General features: G+C 68.4%; 15 protein-coding genes and 1 pseudogene. 11 read left to right on the top strand and 5 right to left on the bottom strand.

Annotated elements, in window-relative coordinates:
- The first annotated feature begins 10 nt into the window (after positions 1-10).
- Positions 11-2,923, top strand: coding sequence for a protein kinase domain-containing protein (locus LRH25_RS03615; protein WP_231010180.1), 2,913 nt, complete (start codon positions 11-13; stop codon positions 2,921-2,923).
- Positions 2,924-2,944: 21 nt separating this feature from the next.
- Here the strand turns inward: LRH25_RS03615 and LRH25_RS03610 are convergent, their stop codons facing one another.
- The gene (locus LRH25_RS03610) at positions 2,945-3,700 is read right to left on the bottom strand and encodes a Crp/Fnr family transcriptional regulator (RefSeq protein ID WP_141287736.1); all 756 of its coding nucleotides are present in this window, start codon (positions 3,698-3,700) and stop codon (positions 2,945-2,947) included.
- Positions 3,701-3,830: 130 nt separating this feature from the next.
- On the opposite strand from LRH25_RS03610, the gene LRH25_RS03605 reads away from it, so the two are divergent.
- From LRH25_RS03605 to LRH25_RS03560, 10 genes and pseudogenes are all read left to right on the top strand, one after another.
- On the top strand, positions 3,831-5,780 hold the full coding sequence (locus LRH25_RS03605) for an AMP-dependent synthetase/ligase (protein WP_141287735.1): 1,950 nt from the start codon (positions 3,831-3,833) through the stop codon (positions 5,778-5,780).
- Between the two features lies 1 nt (position 5,781).
- Positions 5,782-6,567, top strand: a pseudogene (locus LRH25_RS03600) (ABC transporter ATP-binding protein); the annotation flags it as partial.
- Between the two features lie 94 nt (positions 6,568-6,661).
- On the top strand, positions 6,662-7,591 hold the full coding sequence (locus LRH25_RS03595) for a branched-chain amino acid ABC transporter permease (protein WP_141287733.1): 930 nt from the start codon (positions 6,662-6,664) through the stop codon (positions 7,589-7,591).
- 12 nt (positions 7,592-7,603) lie between these two features.
- Positions 7,604-8,668, top strand: a complete 1,065-nt coding sequence (locus LRH25_RS03590; RefSeq protein ID WP_141287732.1) for a branched-chain amino acid ABC transporter permease — start codon at positions 7,604-7,606, stop codon at positions 8,666-8,668.
- A 131-nt stretch (positions 8,669-8,799) separates the two neighbouring features.
- The gene (locus LRH25_RS03585; RefSeq protein ID WP_141287731.1) at positions 8,800-10,122 is read left to right on the top strand and encodes an ABC transporter substrate-binding protein; all 1,323 of its coding nucleotides are present in this window, start codon (positions 8,800-8,802) and stop codon (positions 10,120-10,122) included.
- 19 nt (positions 10,123-10,141) lie between these two features.
- A complete protein-coding gene (locus LRH25_RS03580; RefSeq protein ID WP_141287730.1) occupies positions 10,142-11,011 on the top strand; it encodes an ABC transporter ATP-binding protein in 870 nt (289 codons plus the stop codon).
- 9 nt (positions 11,012-11,020) lie between these two features.
- Complete coding sequence (locus tag LRH25_RS03575; RefSeq protein WP_141287729.1) at positions 11,021-11,332, top strand: hypothetical protein; 312 nt, start codon at positions 11,021-11,023, stop codon at positions 11,330-11,332.
- A gap of 10 nt (positions 11,333-11,342) precedes the next feature.
- On the top strand, positions 11,343-12,614 hold the full coding sequence (locus tag LRH25_RS03570; protein ID WP_231010263.1) for a phenylacetate--CoA ligase family protein: 1,272 nt from the start codon (positions 11,343-11,345) through the stop codon (positions 12,612-12,614).
- An 80-nt stretch (positions 12,615-12,694) separates the two neighbouring features.
- The gene (locus tag LRH25_RS03565; RefSeq protein ID WP_211361581.1) at positions 12,695-12,940 is read left to right on the top strand and encodes an AbrB/MazE/SpoVT family DNA-binding domain-containing protein; all 246 of its coding nucleotides are present in this window, start codon (positions 12,695-12,697) and stop codon (positions 12,938-12,940) included.
- A gap of 1 nt (position 12,941) precedes the next feature.
- Complete coding sequence (locus tag LRH25_RS03560; protein WP_141290530.1) at positions 12,942-13,376, top strand: type II toxin-antitoxin system VapC family toxin; 435 nt, start codon at positions 12,942-12,944, stop codon at positions 13,374-13,376.
- 59 nt (positions 13,377-13,435) lie between these two features.
- On the opposite strand, the gene LRH25_RS03555 is transcribed toward LRH25_RS03560, so the two are convergent.
- From LRH25_RS03555 to LRH25_RS03540, 4 genes are all read right to left on the bottom strand, one after another.
- Positions 13,436-13,858, bottom strand: coding sequence for a DUF1801 domain-containing protein (locus LRH25_RS03555; RefSeq protein ID WP_211361582.1), 423 nt, complete (start codon positions 13,856-13,858; stop codon positions 13,436-13,438).
- A gap of 10 nt (positions 13,859-13,868) precedes the next feature.
- Complete coding sequence (locus LRH25_RS03550) at positions 13,869-14,132, bottom strand: hypothetical protein (RefSeq protein WP_141290532.1); 264 nt, start codon at positions 14,130-14,132, stop codon at positions 13,869-13,871.
- Positions 14,133-14,145: 13 nt separating this feature from the next.
- Positions 14,146-16,431, bottom strand: coding sequence for a beta-propeller fold lactonase family protein (locus LRH25_RS03545; protein WP_231010179.1), 2,286 nt, complete (start codon positions 16,429-16,431; stop codon positions 14,146-14,148).
- 153 nt (positions 16,432-16,584) lie between these two features.
- Complete coding sequence (locus tag LRH25_RS03540) at positions 16,585-18,444, bottom strand: ABC transporter ATP-binding protein (protein WP_141288588.1); 1,860 nt, start codon at positions 18,442-18,444, stop codon at positions 16,585-16,587.
- Between the last annotated feature and the right edge of the window lie 200 nt (positions 18,445-18,644).

Below are 18,644 nucleotides of genomic sequence, written 5' to 3'. Positions count from 1 at the left end.
GAAAGACGCGATGAAAAAGCTCGACAAGTTCTCGTCCAACTGGGCTGCCATCAGCGGACTGCTCGACGAAGCGCTGTCGCTGCCGCCGGCGCGGCGCGAAGCGTGGCTGGCCGGCTTGTCAGGCGCGGACGCCGACCACCGCGAAGCGCTGCATGCGCTGCTCGCCGGGCAGTCGAAGATCGAGTCGGGCGACTTCCTGGCCAAGCCGCCGGCCTTGCACGCCATGCCGGCCGACGCGGGCGAAGGCCTGGCGCCTGGCGGCAGCGTGGGCCCGTACCGGCTGGTGGAACGGCTCGCGCTCGGCGGGATGGGCGCCGTCTGGATCGCCGAGCGCGCCGACGGTTTGATGAAGCGGCAGGTCGCGCTGAAGCTGCCGCGGGCCGTCTGGGGCGATGCCTTTGCCGAACGCCTGGCCCGCGAGCGCGAGATCCTCGCCTCGCTCGAACACACGCACATCGCCCGCCTCTACGACGCCGGGGCCGATGCCCAGGGGCGGCCCTACCTGGCCATGGAGCTGATCGACGGCGAGCCGATCGATGCCTGGTGCCGCGAGCGCGCGCTGCCGCTGCGCGAACGCATCGCCCTGCTGCTGCAGGTGATGGCGGCTGTCGCCCACGCCCACGCCAAGCTGGTGGTGCACCGCGACCTGAAGCCCAGCAACATCCTCGTCACGAACGACGGCCAGGTGAAGCTGCTGGACTTCGGCATCGCCAAGCTGCTGCAGGCCGGCGAAGCAACGCAGGAAACCGGGCTGACCGCCGCCCACGGCCGCGCGCTGACGCCGGACTACGCGAGCCCCGAGCAGATCGCCGGCGAGCCGCTGGGCACAGCCAGCGACATCTACAGCGCAGCGGTGGTCGCCTTCGAGTTGCTGGCCGGCGGCCGCCCGTACCGCCTCAAGCGCGCGAGCGCGGCGCAACTGGAGGAGGCCATCGCCTCCGTCGAACCCGCGCTGGCCAGCCAGGTGGCTGACACGCCAACGCTGGCCCGGCAGCTCAAGGGCGACCTGGACGCCATCCTGCACAAGGCGCTGAAGAAGCAGCCCGCGCAGCGCTACGCGACGATGGACGCGTTTGCGCAGGACCTGCGGCGGCACCTGGCGGGCGAACCGGTGGAGGCCCGGCCGGACCGGCTGTCGTACCGCTTCGCCAAGTTCGTCGGCCGCTACCGGCTGCAAGTGGCCGCGGGAAGCCTGGTCGCGGTGGCGCTGGTGGCGGGCGCCTCGGTCTCGGTCTGGCAGGCGCGGCTCGCGCGCAACGAGGCGGATGCCGCGCGCGCCGTGCAGCAGTTCCTCGAAAGCGTGTTCACCGCCAACAGCGCCGACCAGGCCGACCCCGCCAAGGCCCGCAACACCACGGCAAGCGAACTGCTGAACCGCGGCGCCCAGCGCATTGACACCGAGCTGCACGACGCGCCATTTGCGCGCCTGCGGCTGCTGAAGATCCTGGCGTCCATGTCCGAGGACATGCAGCTCGAAGAACAGCAGCTCGCGCTTTGCCGCAAACGGCTGGCGCTGGCGCGCGAGCTGACCGGCCCCGAGAGCGACGACACCGTGCTGGCGATGGCCGACACGGCTGCCGCACTGACCCAGCAGGAGCATCGCGAAGAGGCACAGCTGCTGCTGAAGGACGGCGCCGCCATCCTCGACGCCCGCCATGACGACAGCTCGCAGGCACGGTTTCGCATCGAGCTGCGGCAGGCCGCGCTGGACGCCCGCCTGGACCCGGCGCATGGCGAGGCGGCTGCGGCCCGGGCGGTCGCCATCGCGCGGCGCGGCCCGCCCACCGCCGACCTCGGGCTGGCCCTGCAGTGGCTGGGCCAGAATGCTTCCTACGTCGGCCACAACGAACAGGCGCGCGACGCGCTGACCGAAGCGATCACGCTGGGTGAAGCCCATCCAGAGTTCGGTGCCAGCCAGTTGTTCACCGCCTACATCACGCTGGGCAACGTGCAGCGCGCGCTCGGCGCCTACGACCAGGCCCGGGCGAGCTTCCTGCACAGCCTGGAGATCGGGCACCGGACGGCCGCGGCGCCCGGACAGGTCCATTTCACCGAGGCGACCTTCGCCAACTTCCTCTACGACACAGGCCGCTTCCACGAAAGCCTGGCCGTCGTCGAGCCGGCCTACCGCTTCGGCCTCGCCGGCGAGCTTCAGATGGGCCTGGCCAAGCCGATGATGGTGGCTGCGCACGGCAGGATCCTGATCGCCCTGGGCCGGACCGAAGAAGGCCTGGCCGACGTGGATCAGGCGTTCAAGCTCGGCGACCGGATGAAGGATGCACCCGACTTCGCCGTGCCGCTCCTGAGCTTCCGGGCACGGGGGCTGACCGACCTCGGCCGCTTCGACGAGGCGCAAGCCGCCATCCAGCAGGCGCAGGACATCGCCACCAAGGCCAACTACCAGGCGGGTAGCTTCATCCGCGCGGCGCATCGGCGCCTGCTGGTCGCACAAGGGCAAGGCCGGCAGGCGCTGGCCGAGTACCAGCAAGCGCGCGCCGACAAGAAGCTGCCGAAGGACCCGGCGCCTTCCGAGACAGTGGCTGCACAGGCTGAATCGGCATGGCTGCAGATGGCCGCGGGCAACGCCGCCGATGCCGAGCGGCTGGCCCGGCAGGCGCTTGAAAAGATCGCGCAAGGCCAATCCGCCGACTACCAGCGGGACCACGAAGCGCTGGCCACGCTGGTGCTCGGGCAAGCCCTGCTGGCGCAACACCGCGCAGCCGAAGCGAGGCCCGTGCTGGAGCAGGCCGTCAAGCTGCACCGCGCCGAGTACGACGCCGCGCGCAGCCTGGCGCTTGCGGACGCACTGCGCAGCTTCGCCGACTGCCAGCGCGCGCTCGGCGAATCCGCCCACGAGGCGCTGGCCGAGGAGAAGCGGATCCGAGCGACACACGGCCAGGCTGCCGTGGCGTTAACGCACTGAAAGTGCCGGCCAGAATGCTGGCTATTGGCTGCCCGCAGGTGGCACCGGATAGCGCCTCAGCCCTTCCAGGTTCAGCACCCGCAAGCCCCCGTATTCGATCTGGATCAGCTGCGCGCCCTGCAGCGAGCGCAGCGCCTCGTTGACCCGCTGGCGCGACAGGCCGACCAGGTAGGCCAGTTCCTGCTGGGTGATGCGCAGCAACTGGCCCACGCCCGGGTAGAGCACCGGGTGGAACAGCGCGGCAAGGTTGCGCGCCACGCGCGAATCGGGGTCGTTAAGGCGGTCCGTCTCGCGGGCCAGGATGAACTGGCCCAGGCGCTCGTTGAGCTGGTTCAGCACGAAGCGGTTGAAAGCGATGCTGCGGCCCAGCAGGTCGTGGAAGGCATCGATCGGCAGGCCGGCCACCGCGCTCTGGCGCAGCGCCTCCACGTTGTAGCGGTAGGGCTCGCGCTTGAGCAGCGTGCCCTCGCCAAACCAGGCGCCCGGCGGCAGGCCTGCAAAAGTGACGATGGGGCCATGGCTGCCGTCGTTGCTCATCTTCAGAAGGCCTTCCACCAGGCCGAACCAATAGGTGGGCGCCTTGCCGAGACGGCAGATCAGGTCGCCCGGCTCCGCCGTGACGACGCGGACCTCGGGTTTCACGAGTGCCTGGTCCTCGCCGCTCAAGAGCGCCAGCCACGGAATGGTGGCCAGCTCGGCCTCGTGTGCGCGCCGCGAGCGCTGGTAGAGCGAGGGCGCCGCTGGGCCGGAATGCTGGAGAGTTAAGGCGACGTTCATGTGCCCCGACATTGCCAGCAAGCCGCGGGAAAGTCCGCCCCGGACAGACCCGTAGATTGTCGTTGAACCGACAACATGGCGTCAAAGCCGGCCCTAGCATCCGGCGCAAACAGCCACCGGAGACTCGCCCTTGGACACGACGTTTGTGCGCCTGCTGCTGCTACACGCCGCCGCTCGACCGCAGGACCCGGCGCTGCGCGAAAAGGAATACGGCATCTGGCAAACCACCTCCTGGGGCGCACTGGCCGAGCGCGTGCGCCTGCTGGCCGCGGGCCTGGCCGCAGCAGGCCTGCAGCGTGGCCAGCACCTGGCCGTGATCGGCGACAACCGGCCGCGGCTTTACGCCACCATGCTGGCCGCGCAGGCCCTGGGCGCGGTGCCGGTGCCGCTTTACCAGGACGCGGCGGCGGCCGAGTTCGTGTTCCCGCTGGTGAATGCCGAGATCGGGTTTGCGGTGGTAGAGGACCAGGAGCAGGTCGACAAGCTGCTGGAGATCCGCACGCAGTGCCCGCAGCTCGCGCGCATCTGGTTCGACGACCCGCGTGGCCTGCGCCGCTACGAAGCGCCCGGCCTGGCCTCGCTGGACCAACTGCTGGCCGAAGGCGCAGACTTCCATACCGGCCAGCCAACCTTCGTGGACGCGCAGATCGCGCTTGGCCAACCCGACGATGTGGCCGCGATGTTCTTCACCTCCGGCACCACCGGCCAGCCCAAGGGCGTGGTGCACAGCCACCGCACGCTGCTGGACCGCGCCGCGGCCGGCCAGGCCTTCGACAGGCTGACCGAGCACGAAGAAGTGCTGGCCTACCTGCCGCCGGCCTGGATTGGCCAGAACATCTTCAGCTATGCGCAGTGGCTGGCCTGCGGCTACGTGGTGAACTGCCCCGAGTCGGCCGCCACCGTCAGCATCGACCTGAAGGAGATCGGGCCGACCTACTATTTCGCGCCGCCGCGCATCTTCGAAGCGATGCTGACCACCGTCACCATTCGCATGGAAGACGCCAGCGCGATCAAGCGCGGCCTGTACCAGCACTTCATGGCACTCGCCCGCCGCGTGGGCACTGCGCTGATGGACGGCCAGCCCGTCGGCGCGCTGGACCGGCTCCGCTATGCACTGGGCAATGTGCTGATCTACGGCCCGCTGCGCAACACGCTGGGCCTGTCGCGCGTGCGGGTGGCCTACACCGCGGGCGAGGCCATCGGGCCGGACCTGTTCGCGTTCTACCGCGCCATTGGCATCAACCTGAAGCAGCTTTACGGCTCGACCGAGACCGCCGTGTTCGTCTGCCTGCAGCCGGACCATGAAGCGCGGTCCGACACCGTCGGCGTGCCCATCGCCGGCGTGGAGCTGAAGGTCTCCGAACAGGGCGAGGTGCTGATCAAGTCGCCTGGCCTGCTGCGCGGCTACTACAAGAACCCGGCCGCCACCGCCGAGGTCATGACGGCAGACGGCTGGTACCGCAGCGGAGACGCCGGTTTCCTCGATGCCGGCGGCCACCTGAAGATCATCGACCGCGCGAAGGACGTTGGCCGCCTCGCGGGCGGCGCGTTCGACGGCGCGATGTTCGCGCCCAAGTATGTGGAGAACAAGCTGAAGTTCTTCCCGCACATCAAGGAGGCCGTGGCCTTCGGCGACGGCCGCGACCGCGTCTGCGCCTTCATCAACATCGACTTCGAGGCCGTGGGCAACTGGGCCGAGCGGCGCAACCTGGCCTACGCCGGCTACACCGACCTGGCGCAGAAGCCCGAGGTCTACGCGCTGATCCAGGACTGCGTGCAGCAGGTCAATGCCGACCTGGCGCGCGACGAGCTGCTGGCCGGCTCGCAGATCCATCGCTTCCTGGTCCTGCACAAGGAACTGGACGCCGACGACGGCGAGATGACCCGCACCCGCAAGGTCAAGCGCAGCTTCATTGCCAGCAAGTACGCGCCGCTGGTGGACGCGCTCTACGGCGGCCTGAAGCAACAGTACATCGAGACGGCGGTGACCTTCGAGGACGGCCGCAGCGGCCGCATTGCCGCGACGCTGCAGATCGCCGACACCCAGACCTACCCTGCCGCTTCACGGAAGGCTGCATGACATGAGCAGCAAGACTTCAACGGCCGCCGGCGAGGTCATCCTCGACGTGCAGCACATCAGCCTGCGCTTTGGCGGCGTCAAGGCGCTGAGCGACATCAGCTTCAATGTGCGCGAGCACGAGATCCGCGCCATCATCGGCCCGAACGGTGCCGGCAAGAGCTCGATGCTGAACTGCATCAACGGCGTCTACACGCCGCAGGAGGGCCAGATCACCTTCCGCGGCCAGACCTTCAGCCACATGAACTCGCGCCAGGTGGCCGAGATGGGCGTGGCCCGCACTTTCCAGAACCTGGCCTTGTTCAAGGGCATGAGCGTGCTGGACAACCTGATGACAGGCCGCAACCTGCGCATGAAAAGCCCGCTGCTGCTGCAGGCGCTGCGCTGGGGGCCGGCGCTGAAGGAAGAGATCGCGCAGCGAGAAGCGGTCGAACGCATCATCGACTTCCTGGAAATCCAGGCCTTCCGCAAGACGCCCGTCGGCCAGTTGCCCTACGGCCTGCAAAAACGCGTGGACCTGGGCCGCGCGCTGGCGATGGAACCCAGCGTGCTGCTGCTGGACGAGCCGATGGCCGGCATGAACGTCGAGGAGAAACAGGACATGTGCCGCTTCATCCTGGATGTGAACGACGAATTCGGCACCACCATCGTGCTGATCGAACACGACATCGGCGTGGTGATGGACCTCTGCGACCGCGTGGTGGTGCTGGACTACGGCAAGAAGATCGGCGACGGCACGCCGGCCGAGGTGCGCGCCAACCCCGAAGTCATCCGAGCCTACCTGGGCACGGACGCCGCGCCGCCCGCTGCGGCTCCACGCGCCACATCGCCTGTCACCCCGCCGCTGGCCGACCAACGCGCCGCAGCCTGAAAGGAACATCGAGATGGGGTTTTTTCTGGAAACGGTGTTCGGCGGGCTGATGGCCGGCATGCTGTACGCGCTGGTCGCGCTGGGCTTTGTGCTGATCTTCAAGGCCTCTGGCGTCTTCAACTTTGCACAGGGTGCGATGGTGCTGTTCGCAGCGCTGGCGATGGCGCGCTTCTCCGAATGGTTCCCGCAGTGGTTCGGCTTCGAGAGCCTGATCCTGGCCAACCTGCTGGCGCTCATCGCCAGCGTGGCCTGCATGATCGTGGTGGCCTGGCTGGTGGAGCGGCTGGCGCTGCGCGGCCTGGTGAACCAGCCGGCCATCACGCTGCTGATGGCCACGCTGGGCATCAGCTACTTCCTCGATGGCGCCGGCCAGCTGCTGTTTGGCAGCGCCACCTACAAGATCGACGTGGGCCTGCCGAAGGACCCGATGTTCGTGCTGGAGAACACCTTCCCCGGCGGCCTGCTGCTGAACAAGGAAGACCTGTATTCGGCGCTGATCGCCGCGCTGCTGGTCGCCACGCTGACGTTGTTCTTCCAGAAGACCCGCACCGGCCGCGCGCTGCGCGCGGTGGCCGACGACCACCAGGCCGCCCAGTCCATCGGCATTCCGCTGGCGCGCATCTGGGTCATCGTCTGGGCCGTGGGCGGCGTGGTGGCACTGGTGGCCGGCATCATCTGGGGCAGCAAGCTGGGCGTGCAGTTCTCCATCTCCATGGTCGCGCTGAAGGCCTTCCCGGTGGTGATCCTCGGCGGCCTGACCTCGGTGCCCGGCGCCATCGTCGGCGGGCTGATCATCGGCGTTGGCGAAAAGCTGTCGGAAATCTACCTCGGGCCCACCGTGGGCGGCGGCATCGAGAACTGGTTTGCCTACGTCCTTGCGCTGGGGTTCCTGCTTGTTCGCCCCCAGGGTCTTTTCGGCGACAAGATCATTGACCGCGTCTGAGGAGGCCATCACATGCTCTATCGTGAAAACGGCCAGTTCAAGACCTCGTACGCGGCGGACCTGGCGCTGTTCCCCATCGCGCAGGACCGCTGGGCCATGTGGGCGCTGGTGGCCATCGCCTTTGTCGCCGTGCCCTGGCTGGCCAGCGACTACACCTTCCGCGCGGTGCTGATCCCGTTCCTGATCCTGTCGCTGGCCGCCATCGGGCTGAACGTGCTGGTGGGCTACTGCGGCCAGATCTCGCTGGGCACCGGCGCCTTCATGGCGGTGGGCGCGTATGCCGCGTTCAACCTGCAGGTGCGCATCGAGGGCATGCCGCTGATCCTGTCGCTGATCGGCGGCGGGCTGGCGGCCACCGTCTGCGGCGTGCTGTTCGGCCTGCCCAGCCTGCGCATCCGCGGGCTGTACCTGGCGGTGGCCACGCTGGCGGCACAGTTCTTCATCGACTGGTTCACCAACCGGGTCAAGTGGGTCACGAACGACTCGCCTTCGGGCTCGGTCAGCGTCGGCCCGCTGCAGGTCTTCGGCTTCGACGTGAGCAGCCCGGTCCAGAAGTACCTCTTGTGCCTGACGCTGGTGGCCGTGCTGGCGCTGGCGGCCAAGAACCTGGTGCGTGGTGCCATTGGCCGCGAATGGATGGCCATGCGCGACATGGACGTGGCGGCAGCCGTGATCGGCATCCGCCCGGTCTATGCCAAGCTCAGCGCGTTTGCGGTCAGCAGCTTCATCGTCGGCGTGGCCGGCGCGCTGTGGGCCTTTGTGCACCTGGGCGCTTGGGAGCCCGCGGCGTTCGGCATCGACAAGTCCTTCCAGCTGCTGTTCATGATCATCATCGGCGGGCTGGGCTCGATCGCCGGCAGCTTCCTCGGCGCGGCCTTCATCGTGCTGCTGCCGCTCCTGCTGAACCACTTGCCGCATTGGCTGGGTCTGCCGATTTCCACCGGCACGGCCTCGCAGCTGGAACACATGATCTTCGGCGCGCTGATCGTGTTCTTCCTGATCGTCGAGCCACACGGCCTGGCCAAGCTGTGGTCCACGGCCCGGCAAAAACTTCGCCTCTGGCCCTTCCCGCATTGACATGAACCACCCCTACCGCCTTCGGCGGCCCCTCAAGGGGCAGCGCCAGTGGCCCGGCGAAGCCGGATCCACGGCGCTCGCTTGATTGAAGTCACGCACCGCACAGAGTGCATCACCTAGGAGACAAACACATGCGCTTCACTTCCCTGGTTCGCACCACGCTGTTGGCCGCGGCCGCGCTGGCTTCGGCCACCGTTCCGCTGGCCGTGCAGGCCCAGGCAGCCAATGAGCAGTTCATCCCGCTGCTGGTCTACCGCACCGGCCAGTTCGCGCCGCTGGGCATTCCCTGGGGCGACGGCAAGCAGGACTACCTGAAGCTGATCAATGCCCGCGACGGCGGCGTCAACGGCGTGAAGCTGGCCTTCGAGGAATGCGAGACGGCCTATGACGCGGCCAAGGGCGTGGAGTGCTACGAACGCCTGAAGACCAAGGGCGGCGGCGCGAGCGGCTTCGACACCCAGTCCACCGGCATCACCTTCGCGGTGACCGACAAGGCCTTTGTCGACAAGGTCGTCGTCGAGACGCCGGGCTATGGCCTCTCGGCCTCGGCCGACGGCAGCGTGTTCGAGTGGAACTTCCCGCTGCTGGGCACCTACTGGACAGCGGCCGACGTGATGCTGCAGGACATTGCCAAGAAGGAAGGCGGCAGCCTGAAGGGCAAGAAGATCGCGCTGGTCTATCACGACAGCCCCTACGGGAAGGAGCCCATCGCGCTGCTGCAGCGGCGCTCAGCCGCCGAGGGCTTCGAGGTGCAGCTCTACCCGGTCACGCCGCCCGGCGTGGAGCAGAAATCCGTCTGGCTGCAGATCCGCCAGGCGCGGCCGGACTACGTGCTGTTCTGGTCCGCCGGCGTGATGACGCCGGCCGGCATCCGCGAGGCCCAGGCCAGCGGCTTTCCGCGCGAGAAGATGTACGCGATCTGGTGGGCCGGTTCGGACCATGACGTGAAGGACATTGGCGCCGGCGCCAAGGGCTACAACGCGATCACGCTGCACAACAGCTCGGCCCGCGACCGGGTGCACGAGGACCTGAAGAAGTTCGTCTACGACAAGGGCCAGGGCACGGGCGCGGCGACCGAGATCGGCGCGCTGGCCCACACCCGCGGCATGATGATCGCGATGCTGCAGGTCGAGGCCATTCGCGCGGCGCAGGAGAAATACGGCAAGGGCAAGGTCATGACGCCCGAGCAGGTGCGCTGGGGCTTCGAGAACCTGAACCTCACGGCCGACAAGCTGAAGGCTCTGGGCTTTGGTGAAGTGATGCGGCCGGTGCAGACCAGCTGCAGCAACCACATGGGCACCGACTGGGCCCGCATCGTCCAGTGGGACGGCGCGAAATGGAACCTGGCCTCCGACTGGTACCAGTCCGACAAGACGCACATCGATCCGATGGTCAAGGAAGCCGCGGCCAAGTACGCCAAAGACAAGAACCTCAAGCCACGCAGCTGCAGCTGAACCGAGGGAGCCGGCCACCATGGAAGCGATTGCTGAATCGGCCCCACCGTTGGCGGCCACGCCGAAGGCCGCGTTGCCGCCCGCACTGCTGGACGTCAACGGCATCGAGGTGATCTACCACCACGTGATCCTGGTGCTGAAGGGCGTGTCGCTTCAGGTGCCTGAAGGATCGGTGGTGGCCTTGCTGGGCGGCAACGGCGCGGGCAAGACGACCACGCTGCGCGCCGTCTCCAACCTGCTGGCGGGCGAGCGCGGCGAGGTCACCAAGGGCCGCATCGAGCTGCGCGGCGAGCGCATCGAAAAGCTCAGCCCGGCCCAGCTGGTGCAGCGGGGCGTGGTGCAGGTCATGGAAGGCCGGCACTGCTTTGCGCACCTCACCATTGAAGACAACCTGCTCACGGGGGCCTATGCGCGCAAGGACGGCAAGGCCGCGGTCGCCGAGACGCTGGAGAAGGTCTACGCCTACTTCCCGCGGCTGAAGACCCGCCGCAGCAGCCAGGCCGCCTACACCTCGGGTGGCGAGCAGCAGATGTGCGCGATCGGCCGCGCACTGATGGCCAACCCGAAGATGGTGCTGCTGGATGAGCCGTCCATGGGCCTGGCGCCGCAGATCGTGGAAGAGGTCTTCCAGATCGTGCAGGACCTGAACCGCAAGGAGCGCGTGACCTTCCTGCTCGCCGAGCAGAACACCCACATCGCGCTGCGCTACGCGGACCACGGCTACATCCTCGAAAACGGCCGCGTGGTGATGGACGGCGCCGCGGCCGAGCTGCGCGAAAACGAGGACGTGCAGGAGTTCTACCTGGGCATGGGGCGCGAGGAAGGCGGCGAGCGCAAGAACTTCCGCGACGCGAAGAGCTACAAGCGCCGTAAAAGATGGCTGGCATGAGGAGCCGCGATGAGTGACGACGATCTGTCCGGCTGGGCCCTGCCCGCCTTCAAGCCCGACGAAGCGTTGCAGACGCTGCGCCGTGGCCTGCGCGACCTGAAGCTGCAGGAGCAGGCCGGCGGCGCGCCGCTGCGCTACCAGTTCAAGGGCAAGCCGGTGGCCGAGCTGAGCCTGGCCGAAGGCGGCTTGCAGGTGCGCTGGGTCAAGCGCCCGTCGCACAGCCCTGAATGGCAAAGTCGCACGCTGGGCAACGCGGCAGCGGTGCGGGACTGGCTGGCCGCCCTGAAGCGCCAGGCGGCCGGCTGGGACGGCAAGGAGTGACACGGTGAGCCTGACCTCGTTCTACGACCTGCTGGAGGCCCGCGACCCGGCGCAGCGCGAAGCCAGGCTGATGGCCGCACTGCCCGGCGCGGTGGACAGCGCGCAGCGGCGCAGCCGGGCGATGGCCGAAACGCTGCAAGGCGTGGACGCCGCCGCGGTGTGTTCCCGCGCCGCGCTGGCCACGCTGCCCGTCACGCGCAAACACGAGCTGCTGGCGCGCCAGCAGGCCAGCCGCGCGGCCGGTGGCGAGCCGTTTGGCGGCTTCTCGGCCGTCGGCTGGACGGGGCAGCCGGTGGCACATGGCGCGCGCCGCGTGTTCCAGTCGCCCGGCCCCATCTACGAGCCCGAGGGCACCGCGCCGGACTACTGGCGCATGGCCCGTGCGATCTGGGCCGCCGGCTTTCGTGCCGGCGACCTGGCGCACTGCAGCTTCAGCTACCACCTCACGCCTGCCGGCTCGATGATGGAAACCGGCGCGCACGCCATCGGCTGCGCCACCTTTGCCGGCGGCGTGGGCAACACCGAGCTGCAGCTGCAGGCCGCGGCCGAGCTGAAGCCGCAGGGCTACATCGGCACGCCCAGCTTCCTGAAGATCCTGCTGGACAAGGCAGCCGAGACCGGCGTGTCCCTCGCCTCGCTGCGCAAGGCGCTGGTCTCCGGCGAAGCCTGCCCGCCCTCGCTGCGCGACTGGCTGGCCGAGCGCGGCGTGGCCGCCTACCAGTGCTACGCCACGGCCGACCTGGGCCTGATCGCCTTCGAGACCCCGGCCCGCGAAGGCCTGGTGCTGGACGAAGCGGTGATCGTCGAGATCGTGCGCCCCGGCACCGGCGACCCGGTGCCCGAAGGCGAGGTCGGCGAGGTCGTGGTCACCACGCTGAACCCGGACTACCCGCTGATCCGCTTCGGCACTGGCGACCTCTCCGCCGTGCTGCCCGGCCGCTGCCCCACCGGCCGCAGCAACACCCGCATCCGCGGCTGGCTGGGCCGCGCCGACCAGACCGCCAAGGTCCGCGGCATGTTCGTGCACCCCAGCCAGGTGGCAGAAGTCGGCCGCCGCCATCCGTCACTGGGCCGCCTGCGCCTGGTCGTCAGCGGCCAGATGGCGCAGGACCAGATGACGCTGCAGGCTGAGTGCGCCGAGCCCGCCAACGAAGGCCTGGCCCGGCAAGTGGCCGAGACCGTGCGCGAAGTCACCCGGCTGCGCTGCGAGGTGCAGTTGCTGCCGGTGGGCAGTCTGGCGAACGACGGCAAGGTGATCGAGGACGCGCGCAGCTACGCTTGACATGACCCCTGGCGTGCATGCCACTGCTTGACAGCACGCGTCGAGCACGTACGATGTAGATCCACATAAGGATATACATCATGGACCTGCAAGTCGCGAGGTGGGGCAACAGCCTGGCACTGAGAATTCCGTCTGAGGTCGTGCGCCGGCTCGGCCTGCGCGAAGGTGCGACCGTCGAGGCGCAGTTCACCGTGGATGGCACCCTGTCCATTCGGCCGGCGCAATGGGACCGCAAGGCGTTTGCCCGCGAGCTGGCCGAAGCGCGCAACGAAATGCCGACGAGCGAATCCGTGATGGAAGAAGTTCGCAGCGACGCCCGGTACTGAGGTGGTTTACGTCGACACCAGCGTGCTCGTGCCGCTGTTCGTGAACGAGCAGCACAGCGCCGCTGCAGCTGCCTGGTATTCGGGCGAAAAAGACGAACTGGTGGCGGCTGCTTGGTGCATTCCCGAATTCGCCAGTGCCCTTGGCATCAAGCAGCGCACTGGCGCCATTGACGCGCCACAGGCCAAGGCCGCCTGGGCTCGTTTCGAGCGCATGGTGGCGGCTGACCTCGGGCTGCTGCCTGTAGCGCCGGCACACTTCCATCGCGCGGCAGAACTGGTGCTGGATGCCGCGAGCGCGCTGCGCGCCGGCGATGCACTCCACCTGGCCTGCGCCGAGGCTGCGGGTGCGAAGCACATCGTGACGCTCGATGAAGTCCTGGCGCGCAACGCCCAGCGCCTGAAAATCAAACCTGTTGTGCCGCGCAGCGCGACCTGACTGGCATTCACAGGCTCATCGGCAATCTCGGGAAGCTGGCCCGGCCGCCGCAAAGCCGTTCAGACGAACTGGAGCCACCGCCGCAAGATCGCCTGAAACGCCGGCTTCGCCTCGTCGAAGGCTTGCGCATCCGCGAACTCGACCATCGCGCGGTCCTCGCCGAGCCATTTCACCAAGCCCGCCGGGTCGGCGATCTGCACGCCGCCGGGCGGTAGGTCACGCACCTTCGCGCCGAGGTGAAGGATCACGCCGATGCCGGCCTTCGCCCGCAGATTCGTCGTGGCGAAATACTCGGTGGTGCGAAAGCTCGGAGCATTCCACTTCACGCCTTCCTGCACCAACGGGTCCAGCGCCAGCATCAGCACCCGCAGGGATTCGATCACGGCCTTGTGCGGGTGCACGAGCGATGCCATGAACGCATCGACAGCGGCCGTGGCATCTGCGGGCGAGGTGTGTGCGCCCTTGGGCTTGGTGGCTGGCACGTTTTGTCCATCAGTCCAGGACGGGAGGGGAAACGCCCTGATCCATCTGCGGCTCGACGCTGGATACAACACCACGGCCGCCAGGTTCTCGCGCCAGGCCCCAATTGATCAGGTGCACAGCCAAGGCGCTCAGTGGTGGCAGCAGCCAGACCAGCAGGCACTGCGCCAGCTTCTGCTGTCGCTCAAGCGCTGAATTGCCAAGCACGATGCGGGTGACCCATGCCGCATGGCCAACCAGCATGCCCACCAGCAGCAGAACGAGCCATGTGTTCATGGAAATCTGTGCCCTACAAGACCTTCAAATACTCGACGAGTTGCTTGCGCTCCGCATCCGTCAAGGGCGCCGCCGCCTGCCCGTGCGCGTCGTTCGGGTTCATCGTCAGCACATCCATCAACGTCTTGGCCTGGCCCTGGCTCAGGTAGGGCGCCGTCGCCCAGGCACCGCGCAGGCTGGGGACGTTCGCGGGGACGAGGGTGGTGCCGATGCCGTCGGGGATGGTGAGCGGGCTGCCCGCCGGCGGGATGAAGGTGCTGCCGGCGTGGCACTGGGTGCAGCGGGCGCTGCCTTCGAAGATGGCTTTGCCGGCCTGCTGGTCGGCGGTCATGCTGCCGTCCTGGTTCAGGTAGATGCTGGCAGGTGGCAGGTGGCCGGTGAGGAAGTTCAGCAGAGCCGTCGTGGCGCCTGAAGGGGGCGGCTGGCCGGTATGGTTGTGCAGGGCCTGGGCGCCGGCGACCAGGCGCTGGATGGTGGGCACCGAGCCGTCCCAGAAGAACGGCGCCGTTTCGACCGCGCCCCAGGGCGCCGGGACCTGGATGGGCACGCCGATGGGCACATCGGCCGAGGGGTTCACGGCCTTCGCCATCGTGCCGTGGCCGGCCGGCTTGCGTGCAGCCTGGAGCGACTGCAGCCCCGGTGCCTCGACCACGTGCAGGCTGGAGTTGTCGGACGCGCCGTCCATGTGGCAGCTGTTGCAGGTGACGGAGTTGGGCGCGGTGGCGGTGCCGCCCAGCGCAACCACGTTGCGGAACATCCATTCGCCTTCGTCTGCGGCCGACAGCACGCCGGTACCGGGCACGCGCACCTGGCCGGACCAGGCGAGCGGGATTTCTGGCCGCAGCTTGTACAGCGGGCTGCCGGTGAGCAGGATGGGCCGCACGGTTTCGCGGAACAGGTCCACCACGTAGAGCTTGGACGGGAGCTTGGTGGCCGGGTTGTTGACGATGGCCAGGTCCTGCGGCGTGGCGTCGGGGTAGCTGGTGCTGAGCACCAGGTTGGCGAGCGTGGCGCCGGTGTTGCCGTCGACGATCAGCGTGGTGCCGGTGCCGCTGCCGTTCACGGCGATGAGCGGCTGGCCGGGCAAGGTCGTGGGCCGCACGGCAATGCTGCGGTAGTCGGTGCCGACGTTGTCCAGCAGGTAGCCGGTAACCTGGTAGGTGGCCGGGTCCATGCGCAGCACGCGGTTGAAGCCGGGCACGCGGGCCTGGCTGAAGACCACGAAGGTGGGGATCAGGATGTCGCTGCCGCTCCAGGCCAGCTCGTGCGGCGCGCCGGAAATGGCGGTGATGGCGACCGTGGTGGCGCCAGCGGGTGCGGCCGGGTCCAGGATCTCGATTACGTTGTCGGTGCGCGCGCCGACGGCCAGCTTGCCGTCCGGCAACACCAGCAGCGGGCCGGGCGCGGCACTGCGCAGCGGGATGGCGGGCTGCGCGGTGAACACACCCAGCGGCGCCTCCTTGAACACCAGCACCGCGCCCTGCGTTTCGTTGGCCAGGTAGATGCGCCGCGTGCCGTTGCGGAAGTCGAAGCCGATGCCGCGGCTGCCGCGCGGCACCGGGATCTGCGCGGCGACCGAGCCGGTGGCCGTGTGGATGACCGACAGCGTGGACGCGGTGGTGTTGGCGATGAAGGCATGCCGGCCTTCCGGGTCCACCGCGATGCGGATGGGCCGGTGCGGCGTGGTGCCCACGGCCGAGGTGATCGGCAGGTCGGCGAGCTTGGTGTCGTTGACCGCGTTCAGCACGGTGATGACGCCGCTGAGCTTGTCGGCCACGTAGGCACGCGTGCCGTCAGGCGTCACGGCGATGGCCGAGGTCTTGCGCGCGCCGCTGGGCGGCGCGGCCTGCACGCGGTAGGCCAGGCCGTTGCTCAGCAGGCTTTGCCCGCCCAGCTGCGACAGCGCCTGCGCATAGACGATGCTGCCCGGCGCCGCATTGGCCGGGATGCTCAGCGTGGCGCTGAAGCTGCCGCCGGCGGGAATGCTGCCGGCGGCCACGGTCGTCTGCGTGCCGGCCTTGTAGAACTGGATGCCGGCCGCGCCGAGGTTCTGCTCGGCCGCCTGTGGCGAGGTGACGATGCGAACCAGCGCACCCGGCGAGCCGGTGACCTGCAGCACCAGCGTGCCGCCGGGTGCTGCAAACGGCGAAGCAGCCGACAGCCGCGGCACCGCATGCTGCTGCGCCATTGCCGCGCCGGTCGCCAGCGCCAACCCTGCCCACAAGACCAGCGTGCGCGCGCCCGCGGCCCACGCCCATTGCCTCCGCCACTGCCCCTGCCCCTGCCACTGCGATCCCATGCGGTCCCCCTGCATTCGTTGGCCAGCGGCGGGCGCCGCACAGCCCACCGAAGCTACCAGCGGCACGCGAAGCGGACAACGTCAAAGCTGGTGATGCCCCTAGAAGCAAGCCGGCACGTTAGAGGGACAGTGGCACCGCGAGGCGCGGATTCTTCAGGCGGCCGCGACCGCGTCCTCATCGGTCTCGCCCAGGAAGCCGCCGCTCTGGTGGGCCCACAGCCGCGCATACAGCCCGCCCTTGAGCAGCAGCGCCTGGTGGCTGCCTTCCTCGACCACGCGGCCGGCGTCCATCACGATGAGGCGGTCCATCGCGGCGATGGTGGACAGGCGGTGCGCGATGGCGACGACCGTCTTGCCTTCCATCAGCTTGTACAGGCTTTGCTGGATGGCGACTTCGACCTCGCTGTCCAACGCGCTGGTGGCTTCGTCCAGCAACAGCACCGGCGCATCCTTCAGCATCACGCGGGCAATGGCAATGCGCTGGCGCTGGCCGCCGGAGAGCTTCACCCCACGCTCGCCGACCTGCGCGTCGTAGCCGTGGCGGCCCTTGGGGTCCGTCAGCGTGGCGATGAAGGACTCGGCCTCGGCACGCTGGGCAGCGGCGCGCATCGCGTCGTCACCGGCATCGGGCCGGCCGTAGAGGATGTTCTCGCGCACCGAGCGGTGCAGCAGCGAGGTGTCCTGCGTTACCATGCCGACCTGGGCGCGCAGGCTGTCCTGCGTGACGTGGGCGATGTCCTGGCCGTCGATCAGCACGCGGCCCTGCTGCACGTCATGGAAGCGCAGCAGCAGGCTCAGCACGGTGCTCTTGCCGGCGCCGGAGCGGCCCACCAGGCCGATCTTCTCACCAGGGCGGATGGTGAGGTTCAGCCGGTCCACCACCGGCTTGCCCGCAGTGGCCTCGCCGTAGTGGAAGCTCACGTCCTCGAAGCGGACTTCGCCGGCATGCACCTGCAGTGGCTTGGCTTCAGGCGCGTCCACCACACGCCGCGCGCGGGCCAGCGTGCCAATGCCGTCCTGCACCGTGCCGACGTGCTCGAACAGCGCGGCCATCTCCCACATGATCCAGTGCGAAATGCCGTTGAGCCGCAGCGCCATCGCGGTGGCGGCGGCGACCGCGCCCACGCCGACCGCGCTGTCCGTCCAGCGCCAGAGTGCAACGCCGGCCACGCCCAGGATCAGCAGCACGCTGAGCATGTGGATGACGATCTCGAACCAGCTGACCAGGCGCATCTGCGCGTGCACCGTGCCCAGGAATTCCTGCATCGCGCCGCGGGCATGCGCGGCCTCGCGCTTGTCGTGCGCAAACAGCTTGACGGTGGCGATGTTGGTGTACGCATCTGTGATGCGGCCGGTCATCAGCGAGCGCGCGTCGGCCTGGCTTTGGCCGACCTTCGCGAGCCGCGGCACGAAGAAGCGCATCGCGATCAGGTACAGCCCCAGCCAGACGCCCAGCGGCACCAGCATCCAGTGGTCGAAGCCACCGACCACCGCCATCAGCGTGACGAAGTAGATGATGATGAAGACCAGGATGTCGCAAAGTGTCATCCATACATCGCGCGCGGCGAGCGCCGTCTGCATCACCTTCGCGGCAATGCGGCCGGCGAACTCGTCCTGGTAGAAGGCCATGCTCTGGCCCAGCATCAGGCGGTGGAAGTTCCAGCGCAGGCGCATCGGGAAATTGCCGGCCAGCGCCTGGTGCTTGAACATGGTCTGCAAGGCAACCGCCAGGCCGCTGCCCACCAGCACCGCGGCCACCGCCAGCAAATTCCCACCCTCGCGCGCCCACAGCTGGGACGGCGGAATGGCCGAGAGCCAGTCCACCAGCCGGCCCAGCATCGCAAACAACCAGGCCTCGAACACGCCGATCAAGGCAGTGAACAGCGTCATGCCTGCGATGTAGGGCCGCGTGCCTTCGGTGGCAGCCCACAGGAAAGGCCAGAAACCCGCAGGCGGGCGCTCAGGCTCGGCGGCGGGAAAGGGGTCGACAAGGGCTTCGAAACGGGCGAACAAGGACAAGAACGGATTCCCTTCGGCATTCGGCCAGACATGATGACAGGCAGCACGCCAGACTTGGCGTGCTGACGGCGAGGACCTGCCAGTGTCGCCGCAGGCGAGCGACCGGCACGGTATGCAAATTGCTGATGTCACTGGCGGCGAGCCATTGCACCGCCGAATTCACACCCAGACTCGCCAGCTGGCACCGTTGTACC

This window comes from Ideonella azotifigens, assembly GCF_021043325.1.
GTDB classification, from domain to species: Bacteria; Pseudomonadota; Gammaproteobacteria; order Burkholderiales; family Burkholderiaceae_C; genus Ideonella; species Ideonella azotifigens.
This window is presented reverse-complemented; position numbering and strand designations above follow the sequence as displayed.

Excerpts from the sequence above, each read along its gene's own strand:
- LRH25_RS03615 (WP_231010180.1), top strand. The coding sequence starts at position 11 with ATGAAAAAGCTCGACAAGTTCTCGTCCAACTGGGCTGCCATCAGCGGA.
- LRH25_RS03610 (WP_141287736.1), bottom strand. The coding sequence starts at position 3,700 with ATGAACGTCGCCTTAACTCTCCAGCATTCCGGCCCAGCGGCGCCCTCG.
- LRH25_RS03595 (WP_141287733.1), top strand. The coding sequence starts at position 6,662 with ATGGGGTTTTTTCTGGAAACGGTGTTCGGCGGGCTGATGGCCGGCATG.
- LRH25_RS03590 (WP_141287732.1), top strand. The coding sequence starts at position 7,604 with ATGCTCTATCGTGAAAACGGCCAGTTCAAGACCTCGTACGCGGCGGAC.
- LRH25_RS03585 (WP_141287731.1), top strand. The coding sequence starts at position 8,800 with ATGCGCTTCACTTCCCTGGTTCGCACCACGCTGTTGGCCGCGGCCGCG.
- LRH25_RS03580 (WP_141287730.1), top strand. The coding sequence starts at position 10,142 with ATGGAAGCGATTGCTGAATCGGCCCCACCGTTGGCGGCCACGCCGAAG.
- LRH25_RS03575 (WP_141287729.1), top strand. The coding sequence starts at position 11,021 with ATGAGTGACGACGATCTGTCCGGCTGGGCCCTGCCCGCCTTCAAGCCC.
- LRH25_RS03565 (WP_211361581.1), top strand. The coding sequence starts at position 12,695 with ATGGACCTGCAAGTCGCGAGGTGGGGCAACAGCCTGGCACTGAGAATT.
- LRH25_RS03550 (WP_141290532.1), bottom strand. The coding sequence starts at position 14,132 with ATGAACACATGGCTCGTTCTGCTGCTGGTGGGCATGCTGGTTGGCCAT.
- LRH25_RS03545 (WP_231010179.1), bottom strand. The coding sequence starts at position 16,431 with ATGGGATCGCAGTGGCAGGGGCAGGGGCAGTGGCGGAGGCAATGGGCG.